Origin of the sequence: Bacillus cereus group sp. Sample62, assembly GCF_036851315.1 — a bacterium.
GTDB classification, from domain to species: domain Bacteria; phylum Bacillota; class Bacilli; order Bacillales; family Bacillaceae_G; genus Bacillus_A; species Bacillus_A wiedmannii.
In genome coordinates this window covers 315,001-329,345 of sequence record NZ_JAFLPK010000001.1, presented here as the reverse complement: position 1 = coordinate 329,345, position 14,345 = coordinate 315,001, and the positions used below count along the sequence as shown (strand labels likewise).

Sequence of the window (14,345 nt, the reverse complement as noted above, 5' to 3'; positions counted from 1 at the left end):
TTAATATTACTAACTTCTCGTCATCTCATGACCAATTGCACGATATCCTATATCACTTCGGTAAAATAGGCCATCACTCTCAATTTTACCGATTTCTTTATATACTTTGTCTTTCGCTTCTTGTAAACTATTCGCCTTGCAAGCAACAAATAGTACACGGCCACCGTTTGTTACAAAATCACCATGCTTCATCGCTGTGCCTGAATGGAAAACAATCGCATCTTGCAGTGCATCTAATCCTTTAATAATGTCACCTTTTTTATATGCTTCTGGATATCCTTTCGAAGCAAGTACAACACCAATTACTGCTTCCTCTGACCATTGTAACGTTAGCTCACTTTCATCTAATACAGCGTTACATACATCAACTAAATCGTTTTCTAAGCGAGGTAATACTACTTCTGTTTCAGGATCACCAAAGCGTGCATTAAATTCAATTACCTTTGGACCATCATTTGTTAAAATAAGACCTGCGTATAAAATACCTGTAAACGAACGGTTTTCTGCAATCATCGCTTTAGCAGTTGGATGTAATACCGTTTTTATCGCCTCTTGAACTGCTGATTCTGGAATTTGTGGCACTGGAGAATACGCACCCATTCCGCCTGTATTTGGACCTTTATCCCCATCAAAAGCGCGTTTATGATCTTGAGCAATTACCATCGGATGTACGGTTGTTCCATTCACGAATGCCATTAATGAAAATTCTTGTCCATCTAGAAACTCTTCAATAACGACCTTCTTGCTTGCTTCACCGAATTTCACATCTTGCAGCATTTCTTTCACAGCTTGTAATGCCTCTTCAAGCGTCATTGCTACCGTTACACCTTTACCAGCGGCTAGACCGTCAGCTTTAATAACGATTGGTGCACCAACTTTTTGAATATACTGTACTGCTTCTTCATAGTCTGTAAAAGTTTCATATGCCGCAGTTGGAATATCATATTTTTTCATCAATTCTTTCGTAAAAGCCTTACTACCTTCAATAACAGCAGCCGCTTTATTTGGGCCAAACACACGAAGTCCCTCTTCTTTAAAGCGATCAACAATTCCATTCATAAGCGGAATTTCTGGTCCAACGAAAGTTAATTCAACCTTATTCTCTTTAGCAAATAAAACTAATGCGTCAAAATCATTTTCATCAATATCAACTGGTGTTGCAACATCTCGCATACCTTCATTACCCGGTGCTACATACACCTTTTCCACCTTTTCAGATTGCGCAAACTTCCAAGCTAAAGCATGCTCACGCCCACCGCGGCCAATTACTAAAACATTCATATTTCATCCCCCAATACTTAAATAAGTACAAACTAGAAGCTCTGCTCCTAGTTTGTTTTCATATCAATAAAGGTTTAAAAAGGAGGAGCAAGAACAACGACGACATGCGACAGTTATCTTGACCGGACCTTTTAAACATCCTCTATTAATGTTTGAAATGACGTACGCCAGTGAACACCATCGTAATCCCATACTTATCCGCCACTTTGATAGAATCTTCGTCACGGATTGATCCGCCTGGTTGAATGATTGCTGTAATCCCTGCTTTTGCTGCTTCTTCTACTGTATCTGGCATTGGGAAGAAAGCATCAGATGCAAGTGCGCTACCTTGTGCTTTTTCACTAGCTTGTGTAATTGCGATTTTTGCAGAACCTACACGGTTCATCTGTCCTGCACCTACACCAACTGTCATGTTATCATTCGCTAAAACAATTGCGTTTGATTTCACATGTTTTACAACTTTCCAAGCTAGTTTTAAATCTTTCCACTCTTGCTCTGATGGTTCACGTTTTGTCGGAATTGAAATTGTACTTTCATCTAATGATAACGTATCTTCCTCTTGAACGAGAAGACCACCTTGTACAGAAGTTAGTTTTTTGCTTGCACTTGTCGCTTTTTCAATATTTACAGTTAGTAGACGTAAGTTTTTCTTACTTTGCAATACTTCTAAAGCTTCTTTTGAGAAAGAAGGTGCAATAATGATTTCTAAGAAAATTTCGTGTAACTTTTCTGCTGTAGCTTTATCAATTTCACGATTTGCTGCAATAATTCCACCAAAGATTGATACTGGATCTGCTTCATAAGCGCGTGTGTATGCTTCATGAATATCAGTACCCACTCCAACACCACATGGATTCATATGTTTTACTGCTACTACTGCTGGCTCTGTAAATTCTTTTACAATACTAAGTGCTGCATCTGCATCGTTAATATTGTTGTAAGATAATTCTTTACCGTGTAATTGTTCTGCGTATGCAACAGAAGAAGTTACAGCGAATGGTGCTTTATAGAATGTTGCTTTTTGATGTGGATTTTCTCCATAGCGTAAATCTTGTTTTTTCTCAAATGTCACTGTTAATGTTTCTGGGCTTTCTTCACCCATTTGCTCTGTTAAGTAGTTAGAGATTAACGCATCATATGCCGCTGTATGACGGAATACTTTCGCTGCTAATTTACGTTTCGTTTCTTCTTTTACTTCACCGTTCTCTTTCAGTTCTGCTAATACAACATCGTAATCTACTGGATCTACAATTACCGATACAAATTTATGATTTTTCGCAGCAGAGCGAATCATTGTTGGACCACCGATATCAATATTTTCAATTGCATCAGCAAATGTTACATCAGGCTTAGCGATTGTTTCTTTGAATGGGTATAAGTTAACAACAACAAAATCAATTGGCTGCATACCTAACTCATTCATTTGCGCTACATGCGTTTCATTATCGCGAACTGCTAATAGACCACCATGAATGTTTGGATGTAATGTTTTTACGCGGCCATCCATAATTTCCGGGAACCCAGTTACTTCAGAAATACCAATTACTTGTAAGCCATTTTCTTCTAGTAATTTTTTCGTACCACCTGTTGAGATAACTTCGATCCCTTGTTCTAGTAAACCTTTAACAAATTCCACTACTCCTGTTTTATCTGAAACACTTACTAATGCACGCTTTTTCATTTATCCTTCACCCCTGGTTGTATGTTAGTTAACAGTTGGTTCTTTCACAGATTGAACAATTTGATTCACTGTATTTACGTATAATTTATGTTCAACTTGTTGAATTTTCTTTTGTAAGCTTTCTCTCGTATCCCCTTCAGAAACAACTACTGCTTCTTGCGCAATAATTGGTCCTGTATCCATACCTGCATCTACATAATGAATCGTTACTCCAGTTACTTTCACACCTGCTTCTAACGCTTGACCAACAGCATCTTTCCCTGGAAAACTCGGTAATAGTGATGGATGAATATTAATAATCCTTCCGCCGTAAGCTTCTAGTAATGTCGGCCCAATTAAACGCATATATCCAGCTAAAATAACATAATCAATTTCATACTCTTCTAGCTTCTTTAATATTTCTTTTTCAAACGCTTCTTTTGATCCATATGCTTTCGTTGAAAAAGCGAAACATGGAATATGATGATAATGTGCCCGTCCAACAACACGTGCTTCTGGTTTATCACATACTAATAAACTAATATCTGCGTCTAATCTATTTTCTTCTACCGCATTGATGAGAGATTGAAAGTTAGAGCCGCTTCCAGAAGCAAAAACTGCTAATCTACTCATAGTGCTGTGCTCCCATTGAAGGTAACGCCAGTCCCTTGTACAGTACGTCCAATAATACGAGCTGTTTCTCCTTGCTCTTCAAGAAGACGAACAATATCTTTTGCCTCTTCTTCCTTCACTGCTACTACCATACCAATACCCATGTTAAAAATATTGAACATTTCTTTCTCTTCTAGTTTTCCTACTTCTTGAAGTAAACTGAAGATCGGTTGAATTTTCCAAGAACCTAATTCAATTTCTGCACCGATTCCTTCTGGTAACATACGTGGAATATTTTCAATGAATCCGCCACCTGTAATATGCGCCATACCGTATACTTCATATTTCTTCAATAGTTCTAAAATAGGTTTGACATAAATTTTCGTTGGTTTTAATAATTCTTCACCAAGAGGTAGTTCTAAGCGTCCGTAAATGCGATCTAAAGATAGTTCTCCATCTTCTAGTAATACTTTTCGTACTAAAGAATAACCGTTACTATGAATACCGCTAGATGCTAAGCCAATTAATACTTGACCAGCTTCAATTTTTTCACCTGTTACAATTTTCTTTTTATCAACAATTCCAACTGTAAAACCAGCTAAATCGTATTCTTCCGTAGAATACATTCCTGGCATTTCAGCTGTTTCTCCACCAATTAATGCACAACCAGCTTGGCGACAGCCCTCTGATATACCTTTGACGATGTTTTCAATTTTACTAGGTTCAGCTTTACCACAAGCAATATAATCAAGGAAGAAAAGCGGCTCTGCTCCTTGGACAACAATATCATTTACACACATTGCTACTGCATCAATACCAATTGTGTCATGTTTATCTGCCATAAAAGCGAGCATCAATTTTGTCCCCACGCCATCTGTTCCAGATACTAATACAGGTTCTTCTAATGCAAATTTTGATAAATCAAACATACCTCCAAAACCGCCTAGACCGCCTAGTACTTCTTTTCTCATTGTTGTTTGTACGTGTTTTTTCATGCGAGATACCGCTTCATATCCAGCTTCAATATCTACTCCTGCTTGCTTATATGCATTCGCCATCGTTATCTACACCTCGTCTTTTAATTTCTCCCTATTCAGGGCGGGCTGTTTTAAGAAAGAAGCTAGCTTCTACATCAAAAGAAGTAGAAGCTTTTTTCTTCTTATTTCATACTTTCTAAAAGCTCTTGCTCATAATCATAAAGAGCTGTTGGATAATCTCCATTGAAGTACGCCATACATAGACCGCCGTACTTCCCTTCATATGGACGTCCAATTGCATCTACTAATCCATCTTCACTTAAAAATGTTAAAGAATCTGCTCCGATGATTTGACGGATTTCTTCTATTGAATTATTTGCTGCGATTAATTCTTTTCTCGTTTGAATATCAATGCCATAGAAACATGGATACTTAAGAGGTGGTGAAGCAATTCTTACATGGACTTCTGTCGCTCCAGCCTCGCGAAGCATACGAACAATTCGTTTACTCGTCGTTCCTCTTACGATAGAATCGTCAATCATCACAACTCGTTTTCCTTCAACTACGCCTCTTACTGCTGAAAGCTTCATCTTAACCCCTTGCTCACGCAGTTCTTGAGAAGGTTGAATGAACGTACGTCCAACGTAACGATTTTTAATTAATCCTAACTCATACGGAATTCCTGTCGCCTCCGCATAACCAATTGCCGCTGAAATACTAGAGTCTGGTACACCAGTAACAACATCAGCTTCAATAGGAGCTTCTGCCGCCAAACGTTTTCCCATGTTTTTACGTGCTGCATGGACGTTAATACCTGCAATATTAGAATCCGGACGTGCAAAGTAAATGTACTCCATACTACAAATTGCATGATCTACTTCATTTGTAAAACGATCTACGTGAATTCCTTCATCATTGATGATAAGTAATTCACCTGGTTCTACATCACGAATGTATGTTGCACCTACTACATCGAAAGCACATGTTTCTGATGCTACAACGTAAGCATCTCCCATCTTTCCAATTGAAAGCGGACGGAATCCATTCGGATCTAGCGCAACAATCATTTCATTTCCAGTTAGTAAAAGATATGCAAACGCACCTTTCACTTTATTTAGGGCCTCTTTTACACTTTCAATTAAAGTATCTTTCGTACTACGTTTAATGAGATGTAGAAGTACCTCTGTATCTGAACTTGTTTGGAAAATACTTCCCTCTGCCTCTAATTCACGACGAAGCATCTTTGCGTTAATTAAATTTCCGTTATGAGCTAACGCCATACTATGATCAGAAAAACGGAATAATAATGGTTGAACATTAGCAACTTCACTTCCACCAGCTGTGGCATATCGTACGTGTCCAATTGCTGATTTTCCGTTTAAGCCTTCTAGTTCACCTCTTGAAAATACTTCCGATATTAAACCTAACCCCTTGTGACCGACGATTTTCTCACCATTATTTACAACGATGCCTGCGCCTTCTTGTCCACGGTGCTGTAAACTATGCAATCCGTAGTACGAAACTTGTGCTGCATTTTCATGCCCCCAAATTCCAAAAACGCCACATTCTTCATTTAACCCCTTTATTTCAGCAAGCATGGGATTGCCCCTTTCCAAGCCTTTCTCATTTCATCTACATTTGCTGTAAGTAATACTTCATTTTCTTCATTATGAATTGTTACTTCATTTGTATTTGTCACTTCTCCAACTTGAATTGCTTCTACCGCTTTCTCGAACGCTTCTTTATTTTCACGTTTTACAGTTATAACGAAGCGCGATTGTGATTCAGCGAATAATGCTGCTGTTGCTTCTCCATCTAATTTCACAGTAGCACCTAAACCTTTTGCACCAATTGCGCTTTCAGTAATTGCAACTGATAAACCACCTTCTGCAACATCATGAGCAGATTGAATAAGGCCCGCTTGAATTGCTGCTAATACTTGTTTTTGGCGCTTTAATTCTACATCTAGATCGATGCTTGGTGATTGACCGAAAATTTTGCCGTGAATCATTTTCTGTAATTCACTTCCACCAAACTCAGCTTTCGTCTCTCCGATGATATAAACTAAATCGCCAGCTTGCTTAAACTCTTGTGTTGTTACATGTTTTAAATCGTGTACAAGTCCAACCATCCCAACTGTCGGTGTTGGGTATACAGCTTCACCACTACGTTCGTTATACATTGATACGTTTCCGCCGATAACTGGCGTTTGTAATGTGCGACAAGCTTCACTCATACCATCTACTGATTTCTCAATTTGCCAGAAGATTTCTGGTTTTTCTGGATTACCGAAGTTTAAGCAATCTGTAATTGCAAGTGGCTCTCCCCCAGAACATACGATATTACGTGCTGCCTCTGCTACTGCAATTTTACCGCCCACTTCTGGATCTAAATAAATGTAGCGAGAGTTACAATCTGTTGTCATTGCTAATCCTTTTTCTGTACCGCGTACACGTACAACTGCTGCATCTGAACCTGGTGTAACAACTGTGCTTGTGCGAACTTGATAATCATATTGATCATAAACCCACTCTTTACTTGCAATCGTCGGTTGTTGTAATAGAGCCAATAACGTTTCTTTATAATTTTCTACTTTTGGTGTTTCCATTTTCATTGCCTGGAACTCAGCAAAGTATGCTGCTTCTTTTGATGGCTTATGATAAATTGGTGCTTCTTCTGCAAGAGCATCTGCTGGTACTTCAGCTACCTTTTCACCTTTATGGAATAAGCGAAGCATTTTGTCTTCCGTTACTTTCCCCATCGTAACGGCTGCAAGACCATACTTCTCAAATAAATCTACTATTTCTTGCTCTCTACCCTTTTTCACAACGATTAGCATACGTTCTTGTGATTCAGATAGCATCATTTCATATGGTGTCATTCCTGTTTCACGCTGTGGTACATCATCTAAGTACATTTCAATACCCATACCTGCTTTACTTGCCATTTCTGCAGAAGATGATGTTAAACCAGCTGCACCCATATCTTGAATTCCAACAAGTGCATCCGACTGAATAAGTTCTAAGCAAGCTTCAATAAGAAGTTTCTCCATAAATGGATCTCCTACTTGAACTGCTGGACGTTTCGCTTCTGAGCTTTCAGATAACTCTTCAGATGCGAATGTTGCACCGTGAATACCGTCACGACCAGTTGATGCTCCTACGTACATTACTGTATTTCCAGCACCGTGCGCTTGCCCTTTTTTTATATCTTCATGATTAATTAAGCCTACGCACATTGCATTTACAAGTGGATTTCCTTCATAACATGGATCAAACTGTACTTCGCCACCAACAGTCGGAATGCCGATACAGTTACCGTATCCTGCAATCCCTGCTACTACTTCTTCGAATAAATATTTCACACGTGGTGACTGTAATTCACCGAAGCGAAGTGAGTTTAATAGAGCTACCGGGCGTGCTCCCATAGAGAATACGTCACGGATAATACCACCAACGCCTGTTGCTGCTCCTTGATATGGTTCAATAGCAGAAGGATGGTTATGACTTTCCATTTTAAATACAACCGCTTGATTATCACCGATATCTACAATTCCAGCACCTTCCCCAGGTCCTTGCAGAACGCGCTCACCTGTTGTTGGGAATTTTCGAAGTACTGGTTTTGAATTTTTATAACTGCAATGTTCAGACCACATAACAGAGAATAATCCTGTTTCTGTATAATTTGGCAGACGGCCTAAAATCTTTTCAACCATGGCAAACTCTTCGTCTGTTAGCCCCATTTCCGCATATATGCGCTCTTCTTTAATTTGTGTTGGATTTGGTTCAAGCATTAACGACATATGTTTCCCTCCACTGTTTTAAGATAGATTGAAAGACTTTTAACCCTTCAGCACCGCCAAGTAATTCATCTACAGCACGCTCTGGGTGTGGCATCATACCAAGTACATTTCCTTTTTCATTTACAATACCAGCAATATCTGAAACGCTTCCATTCGGATTTTCTACGTAACGGAATGCGATTTGATTATTCTCTTCTAATTGTTTAAGAGTCTCTTCATCACAATAGTAATTCCCCTCACCATGCGCGATTGGAATATTGATTACTTCATCTTTTTCATATTGTGATGTAAACATCGTTTCATTATTTTCAACACGCAGTTGAACTGTTCGGCACATAAATTTTAAGTTTTCGTTTCTCATTAACGCTCCTGGTAGTAATCCTGATTCAACAAGAATCTGGAATCCATTACATACACCTAAAATCGGCTTTCCTTGCTCAGCAGCTTTTTGCACTGCCTTCATTGCATTCGCGAAGCGAGAAATAGCACCACAACGTAAATAGTCACCGTAAGAGAATCCACCAGGTAGTAAAATTGCATCATATTCATCTAAATTCTCTCTATCGTGCCAAACGTAATCTACTTCTTCACCAAGCTCATCTTTAATTGCATGGAACATATCAACATCACAGTTCGAACCTGGGAATACTATGACTGCAAATTTCACTGTGCGACAACCTCCTCAACTTCATAACGGAAGTCTTCCATTACAACGTTTGTTAATAGTTTTTCACACATTTCTTTTACCTTTGCGTCAAGGTCAGATACTGATTTATCAATTGTTAATTCCATATATTTTCCGATTCGAACGTCTTGTACTTCTGTGAACGAAAGACTATGAAGTGCCCCTTTTACTGCTGTTCCTTGTGGATCTAATACACTTTCTCTTAACGTTACATATACCTTAACTTTATACATGTGAAATTCCCCCTAAACGTTTTAAAATCTCTTCATAAGCTTCTGTTAAATTTCCAAGGTCACGACGGAATACGTCTTTATCAAATTTTTCATTGCTCGTTTCATCCCATAAACGGCAAGTATCTGGTGAAATTTCATCCGCTAAAATGATTTCCCCTTCATCTGTTACACCAAACTCTAATTTAAAATCTACTAATCTTACACGACAGCTTGCGAAATGATCAATCAACACTTGATTGATTTGTAGAGCCATATCTCGTAATACGCTTACTTGCTCTGGTGATGCAACGTTTAATACACGAATATGATCTTCCGTTACAAGCGGATCTCCTAAATCATCATCTTTGAAGTAAAATTCTACGATTGGTTCTGCAAGTACAGTTCCCTCTTCCATTCCTAATCGTTTTGAAAGACTTCCTGCAATTACATTTCTTGTGACAACTTCTAGAGGAATAATACTCACTTTTTTAACAAGTTGCTCTGTTTCAGATAACTTCTCTACAAAATGTGTTTTTATTCCTACTTCTTGTAACTTTCTGAACAATAAAGTTGTAATCTCATTGTTCAAACGACCTTTTCCTGTAATCGTCTCTTTTTTCTCCCCATTGAAAGCAGTCGCACTATCTTTGTACTCTACCCAAACCATATCTGCTGATTCTGTACGATAAATTCTTTTTGCCTTACCTTCATACAGCAATTCTAGCTTTTGCATTTCGCAAGCCCCCTGTAGTTTGAAAAATGTGAATAATGTTTTTATAAAGAATGGCACAGAATGACTCTATTCTGTGCCATATGAAATTTTACGCTTCGTTTAACCCAAGGCGTTCAAAGATTGTATCAACGTGTTGCATATGATGCTCATAGTTGAAGCATTCATTAATTTCTTCTTGTGATAACTTGCTCGTAATACGCTCATCAGCTTCTACAAGCTCTTTAAATTGTACTTGTGTTTCCCAAGCTTCCATCGCTTTAGGCTGTACGATATCATAAGCTTCTTCACGTACCATACCTTTGTCGATTAATGTAAGCATTACACGCTGAGAATAAATTAAGCCGTATGTTCTTGTCATATTGCGTTTCATATTCTCTGGGTATACAGTTAAGTTTTTAACGATATTACCAAAGCGATTTAGCATGTAATTTAATGCGATTGTAGCATCTGGTAAAATTACGCGTTCTGCCGAAGAGTGAGAAATATCACGCTCATGCCATAATGGAACATTCTCATAAGCTGTCATCATATAACCGCGGATAACACGAGCTAAACCAGTCATATTTTCTGATCCAATTGGATTACGTTTATGTGGCATTGCAGAAGAACCTTTTTGGCCTTTTGCGAAAGCTTCTTCAACTTCACGTGTTTCACTCTTTTGTAAACCACGAATCTCCACTGCCATCTTTTCGATAGATGTTGCGATTAGTGCAAGTGTTGACATGTAATGAGCATGGCGATCACGTTGCAATGTTTGTGTTGAAATTGGTGCTGCTTCTAATCCTAAGTTTTCACAAACATACTTTTCTACGAATGGATCGATATTTGCGTATGTACCAACCGCACCAGATAATTTACCAACGCGAACTGTATCAGCAGCTTGTTTGAAACGCTCTACGTTACGTTTCATTTCTTCATACCAAAGACCAAGTTTTAAACCAAATGTTGTTGGTTCTGCATGAACACCGTGTGTTCTTCCCATCATGATCGTGTATTTATGCTCTTTCGCTTTGTTAGCTAAAATACTTACAAAGTTTTCTAAGTCTTTTAATATAATTTCATTCGCTTGTTTTAAGATGTAAGATAACGCTGTATCTACTACGTCTGTAGATGTTAAACCGTAATGAACCCATTTACGTTCCTCACCTAATGTTGGTGTTTCTGATACGGCACGAGTGAATGCAACTACGTCATGTCGTGTCTCTTTTTCAATTTCATAAATACGATCAATATCAAATGATGCATGCTCACGAATTTTTTTAACATCTTCTTTTGGAATATCGCCAAGCTCAGCCCATGCTTCACAAGCTAAAATCTCAACTTCTAACCACGCTTTAAATTTGTTCTCTTCCGTCCAAATTGCACCCATTTCTGGGCGTGTATAACGACTAATCATCTTTTTCCCTCCAACAGTTGTTCTTGATGGTCCCAAATATGCAAACTCTTCGCTTTTTCTAGAGCGACTTCAATATTATCATTTAAAATATTAACATGCCCCATTTTTCGCTGCGCTTTTGCTTCTTCTTTTCCATACAAGTGTAAATAGCACCCGGTTAATCTATTCACTTGTCTTAGGACCCCTTCTATATGTTCGCCTAAAATGTTTACCATGACAACTGGTTTTAACAAATTTGTTTCTCCAAGAGGTAAATTACAGATTGCTCGAATATGTTGACCGAATTGACTCGTTTCACATGCATCCTGTGTATAGTGGCCTGAATTGTGAGGTCTTGGTGCTAATTCATTAATGTAAATCTCACCATCAGCTGTAGCAAACATCTCTACCGCTAGTGTTCCCACAAGTTCTAGTTCATCCGCGAGCACTTTTGCATAAGCAATTGCTTTTTGAGAAAGTCCTTCTGTAATGCGAGCTGGAACGATAGATTCATGCAAAATGTTATTTACATGAATATTTTCCGCTACCGGAAATACTTTCGTTTCACCACTTACACTACGAATTACAATAACTGATACTTCTTTTTCAAAAGGCACCCATTTCTCTAAAATACACTCTGCTGCATTCGCAAGCTCTCGTGCTTTATCAACGTCAGCCTCACTTCTTAAAACAACTTGACCTTTCCCATCATATCCGCCTGTCGTCGTTTTCAAGACGGAAGGATATGATAACTCAGTGATTGCTTCAGTAAGCTGATCTTGATTTTGAACTAATCTATACGTTGCTACTGGTAGCCCAGCTTTCTCAATCGCATTCTTTTCTGTAAAACGATTTTGCGTTTTACTTAACAACTGACTGCCTTGCGGTAAGTAAGCATGTTTTTCAAGCCATTGTAAACATCTATAATCAATATTCTCAAATTCATATGTGACAACATCACTAATCTCCGCTAAATGCTGAATTGCTTTTAAATCGTCATATGGTGCAACAATTTCAATATCAGCAACTTGTGCACATGGTGAATTTTTTGTAGGATCTAAAACAGCAATTTTATATCCCATCTCCTTAGCTGCCAATGCCATCATTCTTCCTAGCTGGCCGCCTCCAATAATGCCGATTGTTTTTCCAGGTAAAATGATTCTCGTCATACTAGCTCACTACCTTCGCGCACATCTTTTTCAATTGCTTCTCTTCTCAATTCTAATGCATCATGTATATCATCATGGAATGATCCAAGTATTTGTGCAGCAAGTAAACCAGCATTTGTTGAACCAGCCTTACCAATTGCAACAGTTGCAACTGGAACCCCTCCTGGCATTTGGACGATGGATAATAATGAATCTAAGCCGTTTAACGCTTTTGATTGAACTGGAACTCCGATTACAGGAAGATTCGTCTTCGCTGCAACCATTCCTGGTAAATGCGCTGCTCCACCAGCTCCAGCAATAATAACTTTCAACCCACGTTCACGAGCCGTCTCTGCATATTCAAACATATAATCCGGAGTCCGATGAGCAGATACAACTTTTTTCTCATACGGTATATTTAATTCATCTAAAATGTCACAAGCATATTTCATTGTTTCCCAGTCTGACGTGCTTCCCATTATGACTCCAACTAGTGATTTCATATTAGAATCCCCCCGATTCAAATAAAAAAAGCCTGAAATAGAACAGTTTCTCTTTTACTATGAGAGAAAGTGCTCTACTCAGGCATACGTATCCCTTGTGAATAGAAAAATACCGAGTGACTTTCCCTCATAGTCTAACGAATAACGGTCGTTAGGTAGAGACTTGCAGGCCATATCCCCGCGATTATATGAGGTCTTATATATTATTGTTTCTATGGCTATATTAACAATATTTCATAAACAATGTCAATAAATAATCGAATGTTTTTTTATTACTCACCAATAACGTTCGTGTTTTAGTTATATTCAAAAGAATAATTGTAACTATATGCAAGAAGGATAAGAAATTAGAATATATATTTCTAGAAATCTATTGTACACATAACAATTTGTATACTTATCATTTATATTCATTTTATTTATAAGGAAGACAATAATGAAAAAACGAACTACACTTTTTTCGTATTTATTCCTTTTTATCGCAGTCATCGCTATAATGATTGAATACTTATTTATATCATCCCACTTTTTAAAATATATACTTGTGGTAGAAATAACGTTTCCTATCATAAAGATTATTTTAGGAACACTCGGAAAACCTAGAAAACAAAAAATCATTGCTATTACTTTAAATAGCTTCATTTTCATCCTTTTTTCTTCTTTAAGATTATTAAATTTATGGATTATGACATTTAGTAAATAAAAATAAACACAAAAAAAACCTAAGTCGAATCGACTTAGGTTTTTGCTTGGCGACGTCCTACTCTCACAGGGACAAGGTCCCAACTACCATCGGCGCTAGAGAGCTTAACTTCCGTGTTCGGTATGGGAACGGGTGTGACCTCTCTGCCATCATCACCAAACTATGAAGGCATATTCCTTCAAAACTAGATAACATTGCTTCATATTATATGGTTAAGTCCTCGATCTATTAGTATTCGTCAGCTCCACATGTCACCATGCTTCCACCTCGAACCTATCAACCTGATCATCTTTCAGGGATCTTACTAGCTTACGCTATGGGAAATCTCATCTTGAGGGGGGCTTCATGCTTAGATGCTTTCAGCACTTATCCCTTCCGCACATAGCTACCCAGCTATGCCCTTGGCAGAACAACTGGTACACCAGCGGTGCGTCCATCCCGGTCCTCTCGTACTAAGGACAGCTCCTCTCAAATTTCCTACGCCCACGACGGATAGGGACCGAACTGTCTCACGACGTTCTGAACCCAGCTCGCGTACCGCTTTAATGGGCGAACAGCCCAACCCTTGGGACCGACTACAGCCCCAGGATGCGATGAGCCGACATCGAGGTGCCAAACCTCCCCGTCGATGTGGACTCTTGGGGGAGATAAGCC

At 38.5% G+C, this 14,345-nt stretch carries 13 protein-coding genes, 2 rRNA genes and 1 riboswitch (1 of these 16 running past the window's edge); of the genes, 1 reads left to right on the top strand and 14 read right to left on the bottom strand.

Annotated features, from left to right (window positions below; translation table 11 throughout):
* Positions 1 to 9: 9 nt before the first annotated feature.
* The 12 genes from purD to purE form a co-directional block, all read right to left on the bottom strand.
* On the bottom strand, positions 10 to 1,281 hold the full coding sequence (purD, locus tag J0835_RS01765) for a phosphoribosylamine--glycine ligase (RefSeq protein ID WP_087979215.1): 1,272 nt from the start codon (positions 1,279 to 1,281) through the stop codon (positions 10 to 12).
* A 145-nt stretch (positions 1,282 to 1,426) separates the two neighbouring features.
* Positions 1,427 to 2,962 (bottom strand): bifunctional phosphoribosylaminoimidazolecarboxamide formyltransferase/IMP cyclohydrolase, encoded by a 1,536-nt coding sequence (gene purH, locus J0835_RS01760; protein ID WP_000745431.1) that lies wholly within the window; start codon positions 2,960 to 2,962, stop codon positions 1,427 to 1,429.
* 24 nt (positions 2,963 to 2,986) lie between these two features.
* Positions 2,987 to 3,574 carry a phosphoribosylglycinamide formyltransferase gene (gene purN, locus J0835_RS01755; protein ID WP_087979214.1) on the bottom strand — a complete coding sequence of 196 codons (588 nt, stop codon included), beginning with the start codon at positions 3,572 to 3,574 and terminating at the stop codon, positions 2,987 to 2,989.
* Positions 3,571 to 4,611, bottom strand: a complete 1,041-nt coding sequence (gene purM / locus J0835_RS01750; protein ID WP_087979213.1) for a phosphoribosylformylglycinamidine cyclo-ligase — start codon at positions 4,609 to 4,611, stop codon at positions 3,571 to 3,573. The genes purN and purM overlap by 4 nt, the downstream gene beginning before the upstream one ends.
* A 101-nt stretch (positions 4,612 to 4,712) precedes the next feature.
* Positions 4,713 to 6,128, bottom strand: coding sequence for an amidophosphoribosyltransferase (gene purF, locus J0835_RS01745; protein ID WP_000879036.1), 1,416 nt, complete (start codon positions 6,126 to 6,128; stop codon positions 4,713 to 4,715).
* Positions 6,113 to 8,332: a phosphoribosylformylglycinamidine synthase II gene (gene purL / locus J0835_RS01740; protein WP_087979212.1), complete on the bottom strand. Its 2,220-nt coding sequence runs from the start codon at positions 8,330 to 8,332 to the stop codon at positions 6,113 to 6,115. Before purL ends, purF begins: the two co-directional genes overlap by 16 nt.
* A complete protein-coding gene (gene purQ / locus J0835_RS01735) occupies positions 8,316 to 8,999 on the bottom strand; it encodes a phosphoribosylformylglycinamidine synthase subunit PurQ (RefSeq protein WP_000666772.1) in 684 nt (227 codons plus the stop codon). Before purQ ends, purL begins: the two co-directional genes overlap by 17 nt.
* Entirely contained in the window at positions 8,996 to 9,250 is a 255-nt protein-coding gene (gene purS, locus J0835_RS01730; RefSeq protein WP_000278821.1) for a phosphoribosylformylglycinamidine synthase subunit PurS, read from the bottom strand. The genes purQ and purS overlap by 4 nt, the downstream gene beginning before the upstream one ends.
* Positions 9,243 to 9,962, bottom strand: a complete 720-nt coding sequence (gene purC / locus J0835_RS01725; protein ID WP_001170543.1) for a phosphoribosylaminoimidazolesuccinocarboxamide synthase — start codon at positions 9,960 to 9,962, stop codon at positions 9,243 to 9,245. The genes purS and purC overlap by 8 nt, the downstream gene beginning before the upstream one ends.
* A gap of 88 nt (positions 9,963 to 10,050) precedes the next feature.
* Positions 10,051 to 11,358: an adenylosuccinate lyase gene (gene purB, locus J0835_RS01720; RefSeq protein WP_000625686.1), complete on the bottom strand. Its 1,308-nt coding sequence runs from the start codon at positions 11,356 to 11,358 to the stop codon at positions 10,051 to 10,053.
* Positions 11,355 to 12,506 carry a 5-(carboxyamino)imidazole ribonucleotide synthase gene (gene purK, locus J0835_RS01715; protein WP_087979211.1) on the bottom strand — a complete coding sequence of 384 codons (1,152 nt, stop codon included), beginning with the start codon at positions 12,504 to 12,506 and terminating at the stop codon, positions 11,355 to 11,357. Before purK ends, purB begins: the two co-directional genes overlap by 4 nt.
* Positions 12,503 to 12,988 (bottom strand): 5-(carboxyamino)imidazole ribonucleotide mutase, encoded by a 486-nt coding sequence (gene purE, locus J0835_RS01710; RefSeq protein ID WP_000839367.1) that lies wholly within the window; start codon positions 12,986 to 12,988, stop codon positions 12,503 to 12,505. Before purE ends, purK begins: the two co-directional genes overlap by 4 nt.
* Positions 12,989 to 13,098: 110 nt before the next feature.
* A riboswitch (purine riboswitch) is annotated at positions 13,099 to 13,200 on the bottom strand.
* 224 nt (positions 13,201 to 13,424) lie between these two features.
* On the opposite strand from purE, the gene J0835_RS01705 reads away from it, so the two are divergent.
* Positions 13,425 to 13,691 carry a hypothetical protein gene (locus J0835_RS01705; RefSeq protein ID WP_087979210.1) on the top strand — a complete coding sequence of 89 codons (267 nt, stop codon included), beginning with the start codon at positions 13,425 to 13,427 and terminating at the stop codon, positions 13,689 to 13,691.
* A gap of 44 nt (positions 13,692 to 13,735) precedes the next feature.
* Here J0835_RS01705 and rrf read toward each other — a convergent pair.
* Both rrf and J0835_RS01695 read right to left on the bottom strand, forming a co-directional pair.
* Positions 13,736 to 13,851: ribosomal RNA gene (rrf, locus tag J0835_RS01700) — 5S ribosomal RNA — on the bottom strand.
* A 48-nt stretch (positions 13,852 to 13,899) separates the two neighbouring features.
* Positions 13,900 to 14,345: ribosomal RNA gene (locus J0835_RS01695) — 23S ribosomal RNA — on the bottom strand; it runs 2,476 nt beyond the window's last position.

Excerpts from the sequence above, each read along its gene's own strand:
- purH (WP_000745431.1), bottom strand. The coding sequence starts at position 2,962 with ATGAAAAAGCGTGCATTAGTAAGTGTTTCAGATAAAACAGGAGTAGTG.
- purC (WP_001170543.1), bottom strand. The coding sequence starts at position 9,962 with ATGCAAAAGCTAGAATTGCTGTATGAAGGTAAGGCAAAAAGAATTTAT.
- J0835_RS01705 (WP_087979210.1), top strand. The coding sequence starts at position 13,425 with ATGAAAAAACGAACTACACTTTTTTCGTATTTATTCCTTTTTATCGCA.
- purN (WP_087979214.1), bottom strand. The coding sequence starts at position 3,574 with ATGAGTAGATTAGCAGTTTTTGCTTCTGGAAGCGGCTCTAACTTTCAA.
- purK (WP_087979211.1), bottom strand. The coding sequence starts at position 12,506 with ATGACGAGAATCATTTTACCTGGAAAAACAATCGGCATTATTGGAGGC.
- purS (WP_000278821.1), bottom strand. The coding sequence starts at position 9,250 with ATGTATAAAGTTAAGGTATATGTAACGTTAAGAGAAAGTGTATTAGAT.
- purL (WP_087979212.1), bottom strand. The coding sequence starts at position 8,332 with ATGTCGTTAATGCTTGAACCAAATCCAACACAAATTAAAGAAGAGCGC.
- purB (WP_000625686.1), bottom strand. The coding sequence starts at position 11,358 with ATGATTAGTCGTTATACACGCCCAGAAATGGGTGCAATTTGGACGGAA.
- purM (WP_087979213.1), bottom strand. The coding sequence starts at position 4,611 with ATGGCGAATGCATATAAGCAAGCAGGAGTAGATATTGAAGCTGGATAT.
- purE (WP_000839367.1), bottom strand. The coding sequence starts at position 12,988 with ATGAAATCACTAGTTGGAGTCATAATGGGAAGCACGTCAGACTGGGAA.
- purF (WP_000879036.1), bottom strand. The coding sequence starts at position 6,128 with ATGCTTGCTGAAATAAAGGGGTTAAATGAAGAATGTGGCGTTTTTGGA.
- purD (WP_087979215.1), bottom strand. The coding sequence starts at position 1,281 with ATGAATGTTTTAGTAATTGGCCGCGGTGGGCGTGAGCATGCTTTAGCT.